This is a genomic window from Brevundimonas mediterranea (genome assembly GCF_011064825.1).
Lineage (GTDB): Bacteria > Pseudomonadota > Alphaproteobacteria > Caulobacterales > Caulobacteraceae > Brevundimonas > Brevundimonas mediterranea_A.
This window is the reverse complement of record NZ_CP048751.1, coordinates 204,505-222,575: the sequence shown is the minus strand read 5'-3', so window position 1 is coordinate 222,575 and position 18,071 is coordinate 204,505. Positions and strand designations below refer to the sequence as shown.

General features: G+C 67.5%; 19 protein-coding genes. 9 read left to right on the top strand and 10 right to left on the bottom strand.

The genetic code is table 11. The features are described 5' to 3' along the window. The first annotated feature begins 62 nt into the window (after positions 1-62). On the top strand, positions 63-995 hold the full coding sequence (locus GYM46_RS01150) for a glycerophosphodiester phosphodiesterase family protein (protein WP_008262939.1): 933 nt from the start codon (positions 63-65) through the stop codon (positions 993-995). A 69-nt stretch (positions 996-1,064) separates the two neighbouring features. Further along, a complete protein-coding gene (ubiM, locus tag GYM46_RS01145) occupies positions 1,065-2,246 on the top strand; it encodes a 5-demethoxyubiquinol-8 5-hydroxylase UbiM (RefSeq protein ID WP_008263583.1) in 1,182 nt (393 codons plus the stop codon). A gap of 166 nt (positions 2,247-2,412) precedes the next feature. Here the strand turns inward: ubiM and pyrC are convergent, their stop codons facing one another. The 5 genes from pyrC to GYM46_RS01120 form a co-directional block, all read right to left on the bottom strand. Beyond that, positions 2,413-3,684 carry a dihydroorotase gene (gene pyrC / locus GYM46_RS01140; protein ID WP_164952579.1) on the bottom strand — a complete coding sequence of 424 codons (1,272 nt, stop codon included), beginning with the start codon at positions 3,682-3,684 and terminating at the stop codon, positions 2,413-2,415. Then, positions 3,684-4,664 carry an aspartate carbamoyltransferase catalytic subunit gene (locus GYM46_RS01135; protein ID WP_008260068.1) on the bottom strand — a complete coding sequence of 327 codons (981 nt, stop codon included), beginning with the start codon at positions 4,662-4,664 and terminating at the stop codon, positions 3,684-3,686. Before GYM46_RS01135 ends, pyrC begins: the two co-directional genes overlap by 1 nt. Before the next feature lie 65 nt (positions 4,665-4,729). Next, complete coding sequence (locus GYM46_RS01130) at positions 4,730-5,653, bottom strand: AEC family transporter (protein ID WP_008259361.1); 924 nt, start codon at positions 5,651-5,653, stop codon at positions 4,730-4,732. After that, positions 5,650-6,129 (bottom strand): Holliday junction resolvase RuvX, encoded by a 480-nt coding sequence (ruvX, locus tag GYM46_RS01125; RefSeq protein WP_008264119.1) that lies wholly within the window; start codon positions 6,127-6,129, stop codon positions 5,650-5,652. The genes GYM46_RS01130 and ruvX overlap by 4 nt, the downstream gene beginning before the upstream one ends. Before the next feature lie 59 nt (positions 6,130-6,188). Continuing rightward, entirely contained in the window at positions 6,189-6,767 is a 579-nt protein-coding gene (locus GYM46_RS01120) for a hypothetical protein (RefSeq protein ID WP_008261487.1), read from the bottom strand. A 440-nt stretch (positions 6,768-7,207) separates the two neighbouring features. On the opposite strand from GYM46_RS01120, the gene gatC reads away from it, so the two are divergent. Beyond that, positions 7,208-7,495 carry an Asp-tRNA(Asn)/Glu-tRNA(Gln) amidotransferase subunit GatC gene (gene gatC / locus GYM46_RS01115; RefSeq protein ID WP_008261275.1) on the top strand — a complete coding sequence of 96 codons (288 nt, stop codon included), beginning with the start codon at positions 7,208-7,210 and terminating at the stop codon, positions 7,493-7,495. 2 nt (positions 7,496-7,497) lie between these two features. Then, positions 7,498-8,976, top strand: a complete 1,479-nt coding sequence (gene gatA, locus GYM46_RS01110; protein ID WP_008262220.1) for an Asp-tRNA(Asn)/Glu-tRNA(Gln) amidotransferase subunit GatA — start codon at positions 7,498-7,500, stop codon at positions 8,974-8,976. Between the two features lie 42 nt (positions 8,977-9,018). Here gatA and GYM46_RS01105 read toward each other — a convergent pair whose 3' ends face one another. Continuing rightward, positions 9,019-9,363, bottom strand: a complete 345-nt coding sequence (locus GYM46_RS01105) for a hypothetical protein (protein ID WP_154726215.1) — start codon at positions 9,361-9,363, stop codon at positions 9,019-9,021. Positions 9,364-9,460: 97 nt separating this feature from the next. Here GYM46_RS01105 and gatB point away from each other — a divergent pair, with 97 nt between their 5' ends. Beyond that, the gene (gene gatB, locus GYM46_RS01100) at positions 9,461-10,963 is read left to right on the top strand and encodes an Asp-tRNA(Asn)/Glu-tRNA(Gln) amidotransferase subunit GatB (RefSeq protein WP_035309534.1); all 1,503 of its coding nucleotides are present in this window, start codon (positions 9,461-9,463) and stop codon (positions 10,961-10,963) included. A 128-nt stretch (positions 10,964-11,091) separates the two neighbouring features. On the opposite strand, the gene GYM46_RS16740 is transcribed toward gatB, so the two are convergent. Further along, the gene (locus GYM46_RS16740) at positions 11,092-12,063 is read right to left on the bottom strand and encodes an RcnB family protein (RefSeq protein ID WP_008260484.1); all 972 of its coding nucleotides are present in this window, start codon (positions 12,061-12,063) and stop codon (positions 11,092-11,094) included. A 155-nt stretch (positions 12,064-12,218) separates the two neighbouring features. Further along, positions 12,219-12,785 (bottom strand): RcnB family protein, encoded by a 567-nt coding sequence (locus GYM46_RS01090; RefSeq protein ID WP_008261688.1) that lies wholly within the window; start codon positions 12,783-12,785, stop codon positions 12,219-12,221. Between the two features lie 175 nt (positions 12,786-12,960). Here GYM46_RS01090 and GYM46_RS01085 point away from each other — a divergent pair, with 175 nt between their 5' ends. Together GYM46_RS01085 and GYM46_RS01080 are read left to right on the top strand one after the other, a co-directional pair. After that, a complete protein-coding gene (locus tag GYM46_RS01085; RefSeq protein WP_008261451.1) occupies positions 12,961-13,686 on the top strand; it encodes a glutathione S-transferase N-terminal domain-containing protein in 726 nt (241 codons plus the stop codon). A 172-nt stretch (positions 13,687-13,858) separates the two neighbouring features. Beyond that, positions 13,859-14,170, top strand: coding sequence for a hypothetical protein (locus tag GYM46_RS01080; protein ID WP_008262819.1), 312 nt, complete (start codon positions 13,859-13,861; stop codon positions 14,168-14,170). Positions 14,171-14,174: 4 nt separating this feature from the next. On the opposite strand, the gene GYM46_RS01075 is transcribed toward GYM46_RS01080, so the two are convergent. Continuing rightward, the gene (locus tag GYM46_RS01075) at positions 14,175-14,933 is read right to left on the bottom strand and encodes a polysaccharide biosynthesis/export family protein (protein WP_008259496.1); all 759 of its coding nucleotides are present in this window, start codon (positions 14,931-14,933) and stop codon (positions 14,175-14,177) included. Between the two features lie 124 nt (positions 14,934-15,057). Here GYM46_RS01075 and GYM46_RS01070 point away from each other — a divergent pair, with 124 nt between their 5' ends. Together GYM46_RS01070 and GYM46_RS01065 are read left to right on the top strand one after the other, a co-directional pair. After that, positions 15,058-16,497, top strand: a complete 1,440-nt coding sequence (locus GYM46_RS01070; RefSeq protein ID WP_008260211.1) for a GumC family protein — start codon at positions 15,058-15,060, stop codon at positions 16,495-16,497. Positions 16,498-16,543: 46 nt separating this feature from the next. Continuing rightward, positions 16,544-17,245 carry a hypothetical protein gene (locus tag GYM46_RS01065; protein ID WP_008261560.1) on the top strand — a complete coding sequence of 234 codons (702 nt, stop codon included), beginning with the start codon at positions 16,544-16,546 and terminating at the stop codon, positions 17,243-17,245. A gap of 42 nt (positions 17,246-17,287) precedes the next feature. On the opposite strand, the gene GYM46_RS01060 is transcribed toward GYM46_RS01065, so the two are convergent. Further along, a complete protein-coding gene (locus GYM46_RS01060; RefSeq protein ID WP_040349413.1) occupies positions 17,288-17,965 on the bottom strand; it encodes a hypothetical protein in 678 nt (225 codons plus the stop codon). Positions 17,966-18,071 lie beyond the last annotated feature (106 nt).

Genomic DNA, 18,071 nt, shown 5'->3' with positions numbered 1-18,071 from the left:
TCCGACCTCTTGACCCAATGATTGCCGCAGGGTCAGGTCCGCCCGCCTTGCCGGAGTGCGCCATGACCCGAATCCCCGCCGCCGCCGCCCTGATTCTGCTGCTGTCCACCTCGGCTTGCGTCGGCGCCGCGCCGGTTAGCCCGCCGCCGATGGGCGGACCGGCCATGGCCGCCTATTTCGACTGCGTGAGGGACGGCGGCGTGGCCATCTCGGCGCACCGGGCGGTCTCGGCCATGGACCAGCCCGAGAACTCCATCGCCGCCATCGAGGCGACCGGACGGGCCATTCCGGGCGCTGTCCTCGAACTGGACGCGGTCCTGACCAGGGACGGCCATCTGGTCCTGATGCACGACGAGACCATGGACCGGACCACGACCGGGCGGGGCCGCGTCGCCGACCTGACCCTGGCCCAGGTCAAGGCCGCCCGGCTGAAGGCCTCGAACGGCGCCCTGACCGACGCCGCGCCCCCGACGTTGGCCGAGGCGCTGGACGCCGCCGGGCGCGTGGGCGCCATCGCCAGTCTGGATCTGAAGCCGGCGGACGGCGCAACCACGGTCGATCTGGCGCGCGCCGTGATCGACCAGGTGCGGCGTTCGGGCGCGCAGAACCGGGTCATACTGATCACCTATAGTGACGCCGACGCCCGCGCCGTCGCGGCCCTGGCGCCGGAGATGATGATCTCGGCCGGTCTGGACGGCGTCGAGGATCTGGACGGGCTGAACGCGTCGCAGATCCTGGCCTGGACCGGCACGCGCGAGGAACGCCCCGCCCTGTGGTCGGCCCTGCGTCAGGCGGGTGTCGAGGTCCAGTTCGGCACCCTGGGCGCCGAGGGCCGTCGCCGCGACGACCGTTACGCCGCCGACGGCGACGTCTCCGAATATCGCGACCTGGTCCGCCAGGGCGTCACCGTGATCGCCACCGACACGCCCCTGGTGGTCCAGTCGGTGCTGGGGGCGGAGGTCGCCAAGGCCGCGACCTGCCGCCGCCCGCGCTGACGCGACGATTTGCGCTGAATCAAGGGCCTGGCGGCGCAGTTAGGGCAGGAGGAAGATCAGGAGTTCAGCATGCGCGATGATCTGATGTTCGACGTGGCCGTGGTCGGGGCCGGACCGGCGGGCCTGGCCTTCACCCGGTCCCTGGCCGGAGCGGGGCTGACGGTTGCTCTGATCGAGGGACAGGCCGAGGCGGCCTTGCGCGACCCGGCCTTCGACGGGCGCGAGATCGCCCTGACCCACAACTCCATCCGTCTGTTGAAGAGCCTGGACGCCTGGGACCAGGTTCCGGCGGAAGAGATTTCGGACCTGCGCGAGGCGCGGGTGCTGGACGGCGGCTCGCCCTTCGCCCTGACCTTCGACGCCGGCGGCGCCGATCGGCTGGGCGTCCTGATCCCCAATCACCTGATCCGCCGCGCCCTGTTCGAGGTCGTGGAGGGCCAGCCGGGCGTGACCCTGATGGCCGGGCGGCGGGTGGCCAGTTGCGCCGTCCAGGACGCCGCCCCGCGCGGGCGGGTCGTGCTGGACGACGGGACGGCGATCCGGGCGAAGCTGATCGTGGCGGCGGATTCGCGCTTTTCGGGCGTGCGCGACCAGCTGGGCGTCGGGGTCGAGATGAACCGGCTGGGCCGCTCGATGATGGTCTGCCGGATGCGGCACGACCAGGCGCACCGCCATGTCGCGACCGAATGGTTCGACCATCGCCAGACCGTGGCCCTGCTGCCGGTCGCGGACGTCGAGGAGCGGGTCTCCTCCGTCGTCCTGACCCTGGCCGCCCCCGCCATCGCCGACCTGATGCGCCTGTCGCCCGAAGCCTTTTCAGTCGAGATGGAGCGGCGGCTGAAGGGGCGGCTGACCGGGTTGGAACTGATCGACACGCGTCACGCCTATCCGCTGGCCACGACCTGGAGCCGCCGGTTCGCGGGCGAGGGTTTCGCCCTGATCGGCGACGCCGCCGTGGGCATGCACCCGGTCACGGCCCACGGCTTCAACCTGGGTCTGCGCGGACAGGATACGCTGGCCAAGGTGGTGAGATCGGCGCGCGGAGGGGACATCGGCTCGGAACGCCTGCTGGCCCGTTATGAACGCGACCACCGCCTCGCCAGCTGGCCCCTGTACCAGGGCACCAACGCCCTCGTACGCCTGTTCACCGAGGAGACGCCCCCGGCCCGTCTGGCGCGCGGAGTGGCGCTGAGAGCCGGGCAGGCGACGGCGCCGTTCAAACGGGTGGTGAAGCGGATGCTGACGGCGTGAGCCATTATTCTTCCTTCTCCCGTGGGGAGAAGGTGGCCCGCAGGGCCGGATGAGGGAGCAGCGGTGGGCCAACTCGCACCACCTTACCCCTCACCCTTTCGCGCAAGGACGATCGCTTCGCTCTCGTGCGCTCAAGCCCTCTCCGAGCGGGAGAGGGAAGGGTGGGTCAGAAAACCTTCCGGCCGCCCACCCAGGTCCCGATCACCTTGCCCTGGAGCCGTCGCCCGTCGAACGGCGAGTTTTTCGACTTCGAGCGCAGCTTGTCCGCATCGACGATGATCGGCGCGCCGGGATCGAACAGAACCAGGTCGGCGGGCGCGCCTTCGGCCAGCACACCGGCGTCCAGGCCCAGCAGGGCCGCCGGTCCCTGGGTCAGGGGCCGCAGCACGTCCAGCAGGTCCAGCCCGTCCTCGTGGTGCAGGGTCAGGGCGGCGGGCAGCAGGGTCTCCAGGCCGACGGCGCCGGGCGCGGCCTCGGCGAAGGGACGGCGCTTGTCCTCGGCCGGGGCGGGGGCGTGGGCCGAGGTGATGACGTCGATCAGCCCTTCGCGCACCGCCTCGATCAGGGCCTGACGATCGGCCTCGGAGCGCAGCGGCGGGTCCAGCCGGTAGAAGGTGCGATAATCGCCGATGTCCACCTCGTTGAAGCACAGGTGGTTGATCGAGACGCTGACGGCGACCTCAAGCCCCTTGGCGCGGGCCCGCGCCAGGGTCTCCAGCGCCCCTTCGGTCGAGATCTGATCCACCAGGAACCGGGCGCCCGTCTGTTCGACCAGGGCCAGGTCGCGCTCCAGCCCGATGCGCTCGGCGATGGCCGGGCTGCCGGACAGGCCCAGCCGCGTGGCCAGTTCGCCGGATGCGGCGACGGCCCCCTCGGTCAGCCAGGGATCGGACGGACGGCAGGCGATCAGGGCGTTGAAGGCGGCGGCGTAGCTCATCACCCTCTGCAGGGTGCGGCTGTTGACGATGACCTTGTCGCCGTCGGTGAAATACAGGGCGCCGGCCTCGTCCATCAGACCGATCTCGGCCATCCGCTGGCCGTCCAGGGCCTTGGTCGCGGCGCCGGCCGCACGGACATTGACCAGGTTCAGGGCCGCGCCGCGACGCTGGATGAAGTCGATCATCGCCGGGTCGTCGACGGCGGGATCGGTGTCGGGCTGGACCACGATGGTCGTCACGCCCCCGCCCGCGGCGGCCAGACTGGCGGACTTCAGCGTCTCCTTGGGCTCGGCCCCCGGTTCGCCGGTCTTGACCCGAATGTCGATCAGGCCGGGCGCGAGGCAGTGGCCGTCCGCGTCGATGGTCTGGTCGGCGTCGATGAGCGATACGCCGTGAACGACCCGCACGATGCGGCCGTTCTCGATCAGCACGCCGCCGGGGCCGTCATAGTCCGTGGCGGGATCCAGCAGGCGAGCATTTAGGATGGCGACGGTGGTCATCACTTGTCCCCCCAGCGGGCCGACAGGGAGGCCAGCACGGCCATGCGGGCGGCGACGCCCATCTCGACCTGATCCTGGATCAGCGAGACGTCCAGGTCGTCGGCCACGTCGGAATCGATCTCGACCCCCCGGTTCATCGGCCCGGGGTGCATGACCCGGGCGCCCGGCTTGGCCCAGGCCAGCTTCTCGCGGTCTAGACCCCAGAAGCGGAAATATTCGCGGGTCGAGGGCACCAGGGCGCCGGCCATCCGCTCCAGCTGCAGCCGCAGCATCATCACCACGTCGCAGCCGGCCAGCCCCTCGCGCATGTCGTGGAACACCTCGCAGCCCCAGCGGTCGGCGTCGCCGGGCACCAGGGTCGGCGGCCCGATCAGGCGCACCCGCGCGCCCATCATCTGCAACATCGCCACGTTTGACCGCGCCACGCGGCTGTGGGTGATGTCGCCGCAGATGGCGACCGTCAGGCTGGTCACATCGCCGAAAGCCCGCCGCATCGACAGCAGATCCAGCAGGGCCTGAGTCGGATGTTCGTGGCGGCCGTCCCCGGCGTTGACGACGGCGCAGCCGACCTTCTGGCTCAGCAGCTCCGCCGCGCCCGAGGCCGAATGGCGGATGACCAGAATGTCCGGCTTCATCGCATTCAGCGTCACCGCCGTATCGATCAGGGTCTCGCCCTTCTTCACCGAGGACGAGCCGACCGGCATGGTCACCACATCGGCGCCCAGACGTTTGGCGGCGATCTCGAACGACGAACTGGTGCGGGTCGAGTTCTCGAAGAACAGGTTCACCACCGTGCGCCCGTGCAGCAGGTCCAGGGCCTTGGACGACTGCCGATTGAAGTCGACGAAGGCGTCGCCGAGGTCCAGCAGCTGCGGCGTGACGAAGGGGTTCAGATCCGAGGCGGCCAGAAAATGGGCCTTGGGGAACGGAACCAGCCGTTCGCGAATGGTCTGGTCGGTGACGTCGTGGGGCTGGGTCATCGAGACGCGCCTATAGGCGGGAGTCGGCGCAAACGCCAGTGTGGAGCGCCAGTCAGCCCCCCAAATCAGGCGAAGTGGAACAGGGCCAGCAGCACCGGAATGACCACGGCGCTGCCCACGGTGGTCAGGGCGATGACCCCCGCGATCAGGGGCGCATCCCCGCCCATCTGGCGCGCCAGTATGTAGGAGGCGGCCGAACCCGGCGCCGCCCCGCAGATCAGGGCGATCCCCTGGGCCAGACTGTCGCCGCCCAGCGCCCAGGCGATGAACCACATCAGCGGCGGCATGACCCCCAGCTTGACCAGGGTCACGGCGGCGATGGTTCCCTGACGGCGCCTGACCTCGGCGAACGACAGACCGGCGCCGGCGACGATCAGGCCCAGAGGCAGGGCGGCCGCGCCCAGCAGGTCCATCGCGTCCGACAGGCCGGGGATCAGGGGCACGCGCAACAGGTTCAGCGCCAACCCGATCAGACAGGCCAGCAGGATCGGATTGGCGAGCATCGACTTGGCCAGGCCCAGGGCCGAGGGCTCGCGTTTCAACGACCCCCATTTGGCCAGCACCGCCACACAGGTGATATTGGTCACCGGAATGATGAAGGCGATGGCGACCGCCGCCATGGCCGTCCCCTCCGAGCCATAGACGGACTGGATCACCGGCACGAAGACGAAACTGTTCCAGCGGATCACGCCCTGAAACACGCTGGTATAGGCCGGCCCGTCCAGCGGGATCAGCGGCTTCGCAGCGAATGTCGCCGCCGCCACGATCAGGGTCGCCCCCACCGCCGCAGCCCCCGCCACCGTCGCCCCGCCGCCCGACAGATCGGCATGCCAGATCGCGGGGATCAGGAAGCTCGGATAGAAGATGTTGATCGACAGCTTCTCGATCGGCCGCCAGGCCTCATCGGGCAGGAAGCCGGATTTTCGCAGCCCATAGCCCAGGGCGATCATCAGAAAGACCGGCAGGACGCCGGCGATCAGCCCCGTCAAACCCAGGTCGCCTGATCCCGCACCCGGTCCAGCGCCCCCTGCAGAATCCAGGCGGCGGCGGTGCGGTCCACGACCTGGGCGCGGCGCTTGCGGTTCAGGTCCAGATCCTCGATCAGGAACCGCTCGACCGCGCTGGTGGACAGCCGCTCGTCCCAGAAGGCGATGTTGACCGGCCGCAGCCGCTCCAGATTGCGGGCGAAGGCGCGGCACGACTGGGCGCGCGGCCCCTCGGTTCCGTCCATATTGGCGGGCAGGCCGATCACCAGGGCCGAGACCTTGCGATGGGCCATCAGCTTGAACAACTGATCGGCCTCCAGCGTGAACTTGGACTTGCGGATCAGCTCCAGCGGCGAGGCGATCAGGCGCGTCGCATCCGACACGGCGACGCCGATGGTCTTCTCGCCCAGATCCAGCCCCATCCACGGCGTGTCGGGCGGGCAGGCGGCGGGCAGGTCAAGGAGGTCGAGAACGGGCACGGCCTGCGGTTAGGACCGGCGCGCAGGGAAGTCAAAGGCGGAGGCTTATGGAAACAGCGTCAGGGCCGGCAGTCGCGGCTGTAGGCTTCGTCGTAAGGCTTGTCGAAACAGGCCAGAAAGCCGTCGAGCACATCGAGGTTGAGCGGCCAGCTTAGCTCACGTCCATATTGGGCTTTAAACCTCGCCGCATCCTCTTCGAATCCCGGGGGAGGCGGAACGGCCGCGAGACGGTCTCGAGCGGCTTGCAACGCGGCGCGGTCCTTGAGCAGGAAGGCCACCGTTCCGATCGCATAGTCCGCCTTACCGTCGCCGATGGGATCAGGACTGACCCCCGCCAGCAGCAGCCGCACGGCATGATCCGTCTGGCCCAAGGCGGCTCGGACTTGGCCCTCGTGCCAATAGTTGGTGTGAAGCTGGTCGCTGGTCATGTCTCTCCAGCGCGCCTTGCGATAGGCGGCCAGAAGCTCAACGGCCGTGTCGCGGCATTCGCGCCTGTTCCCGAGCGGACGCCAACCCCCCTCCATGTCTTGATCGAAAGCTTGAGGCGACAGGGCCAGCATCGCCTCCCTGTCATAGCTGCAGGGCGTGGGCGCGGGGACAGACTGCAAGACGGCGGCGGCTATGGCGGCGACGAACATGGCCTGTCCTGTAGTTGCGCGAAGCCAAAGCAAGACGTGTGACTGTGACGTCAATGCGGCCGGACGTTTGGCGCTCGCCGCCCATGCCGCATTTGGTCCTGCTGAGGCGCAGAGCGTGTCGGCGGAGTGACGTGGCAGGCCCGGAATTTATCTGCCCATCATGCCGATGTACGGCCAGGCAAGGCTTTCAGGCGCATTTTGCGTACCCAACCCAACGGCCCTCCAGGCGAGGCTATAGTGTCAGGTCATAAACGCGGGAGGTGCGCTGTGAAGTGGGTTTGGCAGGTTTGGCGCGTTTGGCAGCTTGTCACCCTGCTTTTGCGCCAAGGCGCCCGGCGCCGCCATGGTTGAAGGCGAACACCGGCTCGTTCTTGTGAATCCCCGCCTGTGCCGCTAATCCCGCCCCTAGACCCCTTTATCGACGTGCATTGGAGGGCCGCATGGCCATCGACGCTGCGACGGTGCGCAAGGTTGCGCATCTCGCCCGCATCAAGACCCCCGAGGATCGGCTGGAGCCGCTGGCCCAGGAGCTGAACGGCATCCTGCAGTGGATCGAACAGCTGAACGAGGTCGATGTCGACGGCGTCGAGCCCATGACCTCGAACGTCGCCCAGCCCCTGCGCCTGCGCGAAGACGTGGTCACCGACGGCGGCAAGATCGACGCCGTCCTGTCCAACGCCCCGAAGTCGGCCGACGGCTTCTTCGTCGTGCCCAAGGTGGTCGAATAGTCATGAGCGACCTGACCAAACTGACCCTGAAGGGCGCCGTCGACGGCCTGAAGGCCAAGGATTTCTCCTCGGCCGAGATCACCCAGGCCTTCCTGACCTCCATCGAGGCCGCCAATCCGACCCTGAACGCCTATGTCGAGGTGACGGCGGACAAGGCCATGGACATGGCCCGCGCCTCCGACGCCCGCATCGCCTCGGGCGAGGGCGGGGCGCTGGAAGGCGCGCCGCTGGGCATCAAGGACCTGTTCTGCACCGAGGGGGTCCAGACCACGGCCGGCTCCAACATGCTGCGCGGCTTCGTCCCGCCCTATGAATCGACCGTCACCGCCAATCTGTGGCGCGACGGGGCGGTCATGCTGGGCAAGCTGAACATGGACGAGTTCGCCATGGGCTCGTCGAACGAGACCTCGGCCTTCGGTCCGGTCAAGAACCCGTGGAAATCGACCGGCTCGAACGCCGATCTGACGCCGGGCGGATCCTCGGGCGGTTCGGCCTCGGCCGTCGCCGCCGACCTGTGCCTGGCCGCGACCGCGTCCGACACGGGCGGCTCGATCCGCCAGCCCGCCGCCTTCACCGGCACGGTCGGGATCAAGCCCACCTATGGCCGCGCCAGCCGCTTCGGCATGGTGGCCTTCGCCTCATCGCTGGACCAGGCCGGCCCGATCACCAAGACGGTCGAGGACGCAGCCCTGCTGCTGCAATCCATGTGCTCGTTCGACGTCAAGGATTCGACCAGCCTTGACGTCCCGACCCCCGACTGGACCGCTTCGGTCGGCAAGTCGGTCAAGGGGCTGCGCATCGGCGTGCCGCGCGAATATGTCGTGGACGGCATGCCCGCCGAGATCCAGGCCCTGTGGGACCAGGGCGTGGCCTGGCTGAAGGACGCGGGCTGTGAGATCGTCGAGATCAGCCTGCCGCACACGAAGTATGCCCTGCCGACCTATTATATCGTCGCCCCGGCCGAGGCCTCGTCCAACCTGGCCCGTTACGACGGCATGCGGTTCGGCCACCGGGCGGATCAGTTCAGCTCGCTGGACGACCTCTACGCCACCTCGCGCGCCGAGGGTTTCGGCAAGGAGGTCCAGCGTCGCCTGACCATCGGCGCCTATGTGCTGTCGGCCGGCTTCTACGACGCCTATTACGTCCGCGCCCTGAAGGTCCGTCGCCGCATCGCCGAGGACTTCGACAATGTCTGGGGCCAGGTCGACGCCATCCTGACCCCCTCGACCCCGTCGGCCGCCTTTGCTCTGGGGGACAAGCAGATCGACCCCCTGACCATGTATCTGAACGACGTCTTCACGGTCACGACCAACCTGGCCGGCCTGCCGGGCATCTCGGTCCCTGCCGGCGTCGATTCCGGCGGCCTCCCGCTGGGCCTCCAGGTCATCGGCAAGGCCCTGGACGAGGCCACGGTCTTCCAGGTCGGCGCGGCGCTGGAACGCGCTGCGGGCTTTACGGCCAAGCCTGGGCAGTGGTGGTGAGTTGAATGGAGGGCCGGCGTGATCGCCGGCCCTCCCTCTTCATCAGGCCGCCGGAAGCGCCTTCAGATCGGCGTCGATCGCCGCGATCTTCTCGTCTGTGATGTGGCCCTGGGAGTAGGGCGCGACCTGGCGCAGGCTCATGGCCTTGAACTGGCCATAGGCGGGATGCTTGTCCATGCCGGGCAGGTGTTTCTCCACCACGGCCTTGGTCGCGGGATCGGCCAGCAGGGCCTCGATCGGGCTTTCGATGGTCGGATGCTGGGCATGATGTTCGTCATGCGCGTGGTCAGAGGCGTGTTCGGGGGCCGGAGCCGGCGCAGTCTGGGCCGAGGCGGCGCCGACCAGAAGCAGGGAGGCCGCAGCAGCGGCGAACAGGGTCTTGGTCATCGGATTCTCCATTGAGGCGACCGATGTTGAGCGCGATTTCGCGACACCCTCAAGACAGCCTCTTTCTCGCCGCCGCCGACGGCGCTAGGACGAACCCATGACCGACACTGTTCCGAACTCGAAAACCATCAAGGGCCGCACCGGCGATTGGGAAATCGTCATGGGGCTGGAGATCCACGCCCAGGTGGCCTCCAAGGCCAAACTCTTCTCCGGCGCCGCCGTCGGCTTCGGCGCGGGGCCGAACGAACAGGTGTCCCTGGTGGACGCCGGCTTCCCCGGCATGCTGCCGACGCTGAACAAGCACTGCGTCGAACAGGCGGTGAAGACCGGCCTGGGCCTGCGCGCGCAGATCAACAAGCGCAGCCAGTTCGACCGCAAGAACTACTTCTACCCCGACCTGCCGACCGGCTATCAGATCAGCCAGCTCTATTACCCGATCGTCGGCGAAGGCGTGGTCGAGGTGGAGGCCGAGGACGGCAGCTTCTTCAACGTCGGCATCGAGCGCCTGCACCTGGAACAGGATGCGGGCAAGCTGATCCACGACCTGTCGCCGACCGAGAGCTATGTCGATCTGAACCGGGCCGGCACGGCCCTGATGGAGATCGTCTCGCGCCCCGACCTGCGCACGCCGGAAGAGGCGGTCGCCTATGTGAAGAAGATCCGGACCATCCTGATCTATCTGGGCACCTGCGACGGCGACATGGAGAAGGGCAATCTGCGCGCCGACGTGAACGTGTCCGTCTGCCGCGCCGGCAACTACGAGAAGTTTAAGGCCAGCGGCGATTTCAGCTTCCTCGGCACGCGCTGCGAGATCAAGAACGTCAACTCGTTCCGCTTCATCTCCCAGGCGATCCAGTACGAGGCGCGCCGCCAGATCGAGATCCTTGAGGACGGCGGTTCGATCACTCAGGAGACCCGGCTGTTCGACCCGACCAAGGGCGAGACGCGTTCGATGCGGTCCAAGGAAGAGGCGCAGGACTATCGCTATTTCCCCGATCCCGACCTGCTGCCGCTGGACCTGGAAGAGGCCTGGATCGCCGAGATCAAGGCGTCCCTGCCCGAACTGCCGGACGAGAAGCGCAAGCGGCTAATGAGCGAATATGGCCTGTCGCAGTACGACGCCATCGTCCTGATCTCGGAACAGGCCAAGGCGGACTATTTCGAGGCCGCCGCGAAGGGGCGCGACGCCAAGCTGGTGTCCAACTGGGTCACCAACGAGGTCTCGGCGCGTCTGGCCGCCGACGGCAAGGACTTCAGCGAGAACCCCCTGCCGGCCGCCCATGTGGCCCAGCTGGTCGAGCTGATCGAGACGAACGTCATCTCGTCCAAGATCGCCAAGGAGGTCTTTGACCACGTCTGGAACGGCGAGGGCTCGCCGGCCGAGGTGGTCGAGAAACACGGCCTGAAGCAGGTCACCGACACCGGCGCCATCGAGAAGGCGGTGGACGAGATCATCGCCGCCAACCCGGACAAGGCGGCGGCGGTCGCCGAGAAGCCCCAGGCCCTGGGCTGGTTCGTCGGTCAGGTCATGAAGGCGACGGGCGGCAAGGCCAATCCGGCCGCGGTCAACGACATCCTGAAGGCCAAGCTGGGTCTTTGATTTTTGGGGGCTGCGGCCCCCAAACCCCCGGCTGGTCGCTAACGCTCGCGGCGCGGCCGCTCTCTGCTTGAGCGACCCATTCTAGTAAGAAGGCCCGGAGAGCGATCTCCGGGCCTTCTTCGTCGAGACTACCAACGCCAGGCGTCTCGGATCACGTCGATGATGTAGCCGTCACGCTCGTCGATCAGATAGATCGTATTGTCGACCAGGACCCAACGCGCCCCCTCCGGCGGATAGCCGAGACCATAGGTGCGCCAGTCGTCCAGTCGATAACGCCAAAAGGTGTCCGGCAGATAGTCGCCGGCCGACCAGTCGCGGCCCCAATAGGAGCGGGGCACGCTGTAGTAGCCCCAGCCCGGCGCGAAATAGAACCCCATGCGGACGCCGCTGTAGCCATGGAAGCGACGGTCGTCCCGCCACCAGTCGGACCGGTGGTTGCGATAGAAGTCGCGCCGCCACTGATCGCTGCTGAAGCGACGGCGGAATTCGTCGTGCCGGTCGCGGTTCTGGTTCCAGCCGGAGCCGGGCCGGTGGGGCTGGCCGGGCCGCGTGTGACCATTGTCGGGCCGATCCGGCCGGTTCCAGCCGCCGTCCGGGCGATGGGGCCGCCCGCCGCTGTCGCCCGGCCGATCCGGTCGGCCGCCGCTTGACGGGCGGTCAGGGCGAGATCCGCCGGTCTGGGGGCGGTCGGGGCGAGTCCAGCCGCCCTCGGGACGGTCGGGACGAGGCGGCCGACCGGGGTTGGCGCCTTCCGGGCGGCCGGGCCTGACGTCGGGACGATCCGGCCGTGCGCCGCCGTAATTCGGACGATCGGGCCTGTCTTCGCCTGTCTGCGGGCGGTCCGGACGCGCCGGCCGTGTCTCACCGAAACCGGGGCGCTCCGGACGGGGCCGCTCGGGACGCGAGGGGGCTTCCGGCCGGGACTGCAAAGTACGGTTCGGCGTGGGACGCTCTCCCCGCGTGATCTGCGGCCTCTGGGGGCGGTCGGCGTCGCGTTGTTCGCGATCGACCTGACGGTCCTGGGCCAGGGCCTGGATCGGTGCGGCCAGCGGGGCGCCCAGGGCGGCGACGGCGGTGAAAGCCATCAGGAGGCGTTTCATGGTCTTTTCATTCCTGCACGCTGGTTTTCCAGCGGCTTAAGGTGATGATCGCGCTTGGTCGATGAACCCCGGCTGAATGCCGTTCGGGGGACGCCCCAGACAAAAGCCCCGCGAGATTTCCTCGCGGGGCTTGTCGGCTCAACAGCTTGGCGTCCTCAATAGACGTTGGACAGGACGCTGGCGATCAGGCCCGTGGCGACCGCGACCATCAGAATGTCGCTGCCGGCGTGGACGTAGCGATAGCCGCGAGGCGCTTCGCGAAGACCATAGAAATACGGGTCGCGGACATAATAGGTCCGGTACTGCGGCGGCAGATAGCCGCCCGTCCGCCAGCGATAGCCGTAGTAACGGGGCTCGACCCGGTAATAGCCGTAGCTGGGCGCGTACCAGTATCCCGAGCGCGGGCCGTTGTAGCCCCGGAAGTCCGACCGGCCGCGCCACCAGTTGCGATTGTTGCGGTCCCAGCGGTCATCGCGGCGTTCGTGGCGGAAGTCGCGACGGTCGTCCCACCGGTCATGACGATAATCCTGCCGATTGTCGTAGCGGCCCTGACGCCAGTCACGACGGTCGTCACGGCGTTCCGAGCGGTAGTCTCGCCGGTCGTCGCGGCGGTCCTGGCGATATTCCCGACGATCGTCGCGGCTCTGCGCCTCGGCCAGCAGGGGAACGGCCGTGGTGGACAGGGCGATAGCGACAACAGCGGCCTTGGTGAGGCGGTTCATCTGCGTGCTCCATTCTGGGCCGCCGACGGAAACGACGAACTGGCCCGTTAATGAGGTGAAGGTCGGGTTCCGCGCCTGAACGCGTCCTGAATGACCGTGTCAGGATCGAAATGCGGATTGCGGCTGCGTGTCGCGGCCCCCAGATGCGAGGCACGCCACAGGAAAGACCGCCGCAATGACCGCTCCGATCCAGCTCTGGTACTGGCCCACGCCGAATGGATGGAAGGTGTCCATCGCGCTGGAGGAGATGGGGCTGGCCTATGAGGTCCAGCCGGTGAACATCGGAACGGGTGAACAGTTCGAGCCTGGGTTCCAGGCCATCAGTCCGAACGGCCGCATGCCCGCCATCGTCGATCCGGAGGGGCCGGGCGGCCAACCGATCTCGATCTTCGAATCCGGCGCAATCCTGCAGTATCTCGGCGACAAATCCGGCCGCTTCTATCCGACCGAGGCGCGAGCGCGCGTCGAGGTGAACCAGTGGCTGTTCTGGCAGGTCGGAGGCCTGGGGCCAATGGCGGGCCAGACCCATCATTTCCGCCAGTATGCGCCCGCGATGATCCGCGACCAGCGCCAGATCGCCTATGGGGTGCAGCGCTATACGAACGAGACGCACCGTCTGTATGGCGTCATGGATCGACGCCTGAAGGACCGCGACTATCTGGCGGGCGACTATTCCATCGCCGACATGGCCGCCTGGCCGTGGATATTGCCGACGCTGCAGGGGCAGACTCTGGCGGACTTTCCGCATCTGGCGGCCTGGATGGATCGGGTCGGGTCGAGGCCCGCGGTCAAGGCCGGGCGTGCTCTGCTGGAAGATCGGCGTGGAAACGCCGGCGCGGCGGGCAAGGACGCCGAGGCGGCGCGCAGGGTCCTGTTCGGTCAGCGGGCCGCCAAGACGTAAACAAGCCCCTTCCAAATCGTATCGGAACGCTGAACGCTTTTGGCAGTATTCATTCCTGCTTTACTTAAAAGTTTGGCGGCGCCTTGCGCCGTTAACTTTAACTTCAAACCGGCGGTATTTGATGCGGTATCAGAGGCGGGCCCAGAACGGCGCCCGTTCAGGAGATACGGTAATGAACGCGCAAGAAATGGCGCACGACCTGCAGGCCGACGTGGAAGTCGTGTCCTTGCCGCTGCCGACCGTCGACATGTCGGGCGACGACCTGTTCAAGCTGGGCATGATGTATTCGGCCGGTTCGGGCGGTTGCCCGATGGACCGGGTCTCGGCCCACATGATCTTCAACCTGGCCGCCATGAAGGGTTCGATCGAGGCGCGCGTCTATCGCCGCGAGATGAGCCAGGAGATGGAGCGCGAAGAGATCGCCGAGGCCCAGAAGGCCGCCCGTCGCTATATCGACGCCGGCGTGGTGCGGCTGGCCGCCTGAGACTTCAGAAGGTGGCGTAGCCGTTGCCGTTCGATCCATTGATCGAATAGCTGAAGCCGATGGGCAGGGCGGCGCGCACCTGGGTGAAGAAGGCGGCGAGTTCGCCCAGGGTCGACCGCGGCACGAAAATGATGTCGCCCCGACGCAGGGCCACGACCTCGCCGCGACGCGGGCGCAGATCGACCACCCGCATCATGCGCGATCCGCCGGGACCACGCCGGATCAGGGCCGCGCGCTCGGGCTTGCCCGACGGCAGGAAGCCGCCCGCCTGGACCACGGCCTGATAGGCGTCCAGATCGCCAGTCATCTCGATCACGCCCGGGGTCCGCACCTCGCCGTCGATCCAGACGCGGATCGGCCCTGCCTGGCGCAACGTCACCTCCACGACCGGCCGCACCAGTTGCGAGGCGTAGGCCGAAGACACCTCCCGCTCCAACTCCGGCAAGGTCCGGTCCGCCGCCATGACCTGGCCGACCAGGGGCAGGGCGACCCGACCGTCGGGTCCGACCTTCAGGGTGCGGGTCAATTCAGATGCGGTGGGCAGGGCCACCTCGATCTCGTCCCCCGGATAGAGCAGATAGTCCGGCTCTTCGTCCGTCCAGTCGGCGAAAGGGATGTTGGGGAAGTCGCCGCGTCCCGCCGCTTGGACCCGCTGCACGTCGCCCTTCGGGCGCGGCATCCGGGCGGCGTTGCCGCCGCAGGCCGCCAGGGCGGCGCAGCCCGATCCGAGGGCCAGCAGGAATAGTCGGCGATCTGGCGTCATGGAATCGATCTGGTCCGACGAAAGGAGCGTTGGGTCGCAGACTCGCCGCTTATGGGTAACCGATGGTTAACGCCGGTGGGCGAAAGGTGGATTCGCAAGAGACTTTCCAGGATTCGGCCCGCCTATGCGCTCGACGGCATATGTCACGACCCGACCGCGCTATGGCGTGCTGGACGTCGTCGGCCTGCTGTTCCGCGAACTGCTGCTGATGATCATCGTCTTCCTGGTCATCTTCGCCCTGGGCGCCGCCGCCGCCTTCACCCTGAAGAAGAACTACACGGCCCAGGGCGCGGTCTTCGCCGGCGTGGGACAGGAATATGTCTATCAACCCCGCGTCGGCACGGCCGAGCGGGGCCAGGCTCCGCAGGGCGACGAGGTCGCCAATTCCGAGGCCGCGATCCTGAGTTCGGGGCAGGTGCGCCAGCGCGTGGTTGAGGCGCTGGGGCCGGCGGCGATCCTGGGCAAGACGCCGACGGGGTCACGGGACCGGGCAGAGGCGGCGGCGCGCAAGCTGATCGGCGCGAGTCTGAGCGTCGGCACCGCGCCGGGCAGCGCGATCATCCGTCTGAGCTACGAGGCCGACGACCCGGAACGTGCGGCGCGCGTGCTGAACACCGTGATCGAGCAATATCTGGCCTATCGCCGCGAGGTCTTCCAGGACAAGACCCCCGCCATCGCCACCCAGAGACTGGCGTTCGAAGGCGATTTGAGCGCGGCGGATCAGGCCTATGAGCAGTTCCTGACCAGCAACGACATCGGCGACTTCACCGCCGCCAAGACTACGCTGGCGGCCGTCTATCAGACGGTCTTCACCGACCGGCTATCGACCCAGAGCCAGCTGAACCAGACCAGCCAGAGGCTGAACACCCTGGTGGCGCAGCAGGCGGCGACCCCGGCGGAGGTGGCGCTTCAGCAGGACCTGAACATCTCGGCCCAGGATCAGGTGCTGCAACTGCGGACCGAGCGCGAGCAGCTGCTGTCGCGCTATCAGCCGGACGCCCAGCCGGTGAGGGACATCGAGGCGCGGATCGCCCAGCTGCAGGCCTATGTGGGCACAGGTACGGCGGTGGGGGCCAAGGAGGTCCGCACCGGGCCGAACCCTGTCTGGACCGAGCTGGAGACCAACCGGATCAACACCCAGGCCGACCGCGACGCCCTTGCGGCGAGGCTCTCGGCGCTGGATCGTCAGTTGACGGACATTCGGGCGCGGCAGGCGCGGCTGACGGCGCTGGAGTCCGAAAACGCGACCCTGGCCGGCAATCGCGAAGTCCTGACCGCCAATATTCGCGAGTTCCAGCAGCGCGAGAGCCAGAGCCGGGCGGACAACGCCCTGGTCGCCGCCGGCGCCGACAATGTCACCGTGATCGAACGCGCCCAGCCCCCCTCGACCGGCAAGAGCCTGAAGGCGCCGGCCCTGGCGGCGGTCTTCCTGTTCGCCGCCTTCACCGCCCTGTGCATCGGCCTGCTGCGGATCTTCTCGCGGCGCGGCTTTGCAACGCCGGACTCGGTGCGGCGGACGCTGGATATGCCGGTCCTGGCCGTGGCTCCGGCGAAGGCGCACTAGCCTCATGCCCGTGTTAGGCTGAGCCGATGGAGCGCGTGGCGATTCGATGGTCGATCTGACGTCCGAAATGGCGGGCCTGTGGGCGGCGCTGGGTCCGGCGCCGGCGCACCGCGCCCGCGTGATCCAGTTCGCCGCCGCCACGACCGGAGAAGGCGTCTCGACCGTGGCGCGGGAGTTCGCGCGCCTGGCCGCCGTCCGTGCGCGAAAGCCGGTCTGGCTGGTGGACGGGGACCTGGCCCAGCAGGGGCAGCTCGAAGCAATCGCCGCCGAACCGGACCGGTTCGGCCAACTGGGCAAGCCGGCCCAGGCCTCGCCCGACGGTTCAAGCTTCTTCGCCGTCACCCCCGCGCCGACGGGACGGGACGGCAAGCCGATCCCACCCGCGCGCCTGCTGACTGCGCGACCCTGCCTGGGCGGCCGGTTGTGGATCACGCGCTTCCACATGGAGGCCCTGCGCTCTGGCCACCGGGTCGAGGCGATCGGCGAGGCCGGTTATTGGGACGCCCTGCGGCCGCACGCCGACACCATCGTCATCGACAGCCCCGCCGCCGACCGCAACGACATGGCGATCATCCTGGCGCCCTTCGTGGACATGACGGTTCTGGTGGTGGCGGCCGGCGGCGCGACCGCGAGCGGACCGGTGATCCTGCGCGACGAGATCGAGGCCGTCGGCGGCCGTATCGCCGGAGTGGTCATGAACCGCTCGACCTACAAGCCGCCCAAGTTCCTGAGCCGGCTGGCGGGCTGAAGTCCCGGTGCCGACGTGAGACGCACCCAAGATCGTCGAGACCTATCCGCGATTGAGATAGGCCTTGGCTTCGTCCGATAGATCGACGCGGACGGCAGGGGGGCGGCCAAACGTTTCGTTCACCGAGCGCGTCCAGGCGTTGACGGCGGCCTTGTCGGCCATGTTCATCTTGTGGAATGCGTCGCTTATCTCGATCAGCATGCTCAAAGCGGCGCTGGCCTTGCCTGTAGGATGGCCGTCCAGTCCCAGTTCACCGCTCGCTTGTGCAGCTTCGATGCGGTCGGCCAGCTTGAGGCGCGCCTCCATGGTTGCTTGCCAATCTTCGGGCGATTGACCTTTGTAGGCGGCGAAGGCGATCTTATCGTCCTCGGACAGTGCTTTGTAAAAACCAAGCTGCAACTCGAATGTATCGGAGCTGCTGTGTGATTGAGATACGCGTGCAGACAGTTGCGAATGAAGCTGCATGCTTAGTTCGTTGCCGCGCTTTTGGAAGCTTGAAGCTGTAAAGCCTGCCGTGAAGTAATCTTGCGTGGCCTTGTTGCTCGACGGAATATCATAACGTCGCTGCTGGATGTCATCCATAATCGCAGCCTTTCGTCTCGAACTCACTGCGCCGGAGTCGTCGTTTAGTTCGTCGATGATCGCCTTGAGGCCCGGATCCACCGTGCCCTTGTCGGCCGATGCCTGGGGCCCAACCGTCACGCTAGAGATCAAAGTCATCGCTGTCTCCACCATGGAAGGTTCACGAACAAACAGGTTGGTCGGACTAAAACCCTAAGTTGATCCACTTTTGTTAAGACGACATGACCGAAGGCAATTGCATGTC

Excerpts from the sequence above, each read along its gene's own strand:
- GYM46_RS01150 (WP_008262939.1), top strand. The coding sequence starts at position 63 with ATGACCCGAATCCCCGCCGCCGCCGCCCTGATTCTGCTGCTGTCCACC.
- ubiM (WP_008263583.1), top strand. The coding sequence starts at position 1,065 with ATGCGCGATGATCTGATGTTCGACGTGGCCGTGGTCGGGGCCGGACCG.
- pyrC (WP_164952579.1), bottom strand. The coding sequence starts at position 3,684 with ATGACCACCGTCGCCATCCTAAATGCTCGCCTGCTGGATCCCGCCACG.
- GYM46_RS01135 (WP_008260068.1), bottom strand. The coding sequence starts at position 4,664 with ATGACCCAGCCCCACGACGTCACCGACCAGACCATTCGCGAACGGCTG.
- GYM46_RS01120 (WP_008261487.1), bottom strand. The coding sequence starts at position 6,767 with ATGTTCGTCGCCGCCATAGCCGCCGCCGTCTTGCAGTCTGTCCCCGCG.
- gatC (WP_008261275.1), top strand. The coding sequence starts at position 7,208 with ATGGCCATCGACGCTGCGACGGTGCGCAAGGTTGCGCATCTCGCCCGC.
- gatA (WP_008262220.1), top strand. The coding sequence starts at position 7,498 with ATGAGCGACCTGACCAAACTGACCCTGAAGGGCGCCGTCGACGGCCTG.
- GYM46_RS01105 (WP_154726215.1), bottom strand. The coding sequence starts at position 9,363 with ATGACCAAGACCCTGTTCGCCGCTGCTGCGGCCTCCCTGCTTCTGGTC.
- gatB (WP_035309534.1), top strand. The coding sequence starts at position 9,461 with ATGACCGACACTGTTCCGAACTCGAAAACCATCAAGGGCCGCACCGGC.
- GYM46_RS16740 (WP_008260484.1), bottom strand. The coding sequence starts at position 12,063 with ATGAAACGCCTCCTGATGGCTTTCACCGCCGTCGCCGCCCTGGGCGCC.
- GYM46_RS01090 (WP_008261688.1), bottom strand. The coding sequence starts at position 12,785 with ATGAACCGCCTCACCAAGGCCGCTGTTGTCGCTATCGCCCTGTCCACC.
- GYM46_RS01085 (WP_008261451.1), top strand. The coding sequence starts at position 12,961 with ATGACCGCTCCGATCCAGCTCTGGTACTGGCCCACGCCGAATGGATGG.
- GYM46_RS01080 (WP_008262819.1), top strand. The coding sequence starts at position 13,859 with ATGAACGCGCAAGAAATGGCGCACGACCTGCAGGCCGACGTGGAAGTC.
- GYM46_RS01075 (WP_008259496.1), bottom strand. The coding sequence starts at position 14,933 with ATGACGCCAGATCGCCGACTATTCCTGCTGGCCCTCGGATCGGGCTGC.
- GYM46_RS01070 (WP_008260211.1), top strand. The coding sequence starts at position 15,058 with ATGCGCTCGACGGCATATGTCACGACCCGACCGCGCTATGGCGTGCTG.
- GYM46_RS01065 (WP_008261560.1), top strand. The coding sequence starts at position 16,544 with ATGGTCGATCTGACGTCCGAAATGGCGGGCCTGTGGGCGGCGCTGGGT.
- GYM46_RS01060 (WP_040349413.1), bottom strand. The coding sequence starts at position 17,965 with ATGACTTTGATCTCTAGCGTGACGGTTGGGCCCCAGGCATCGGCCGAC.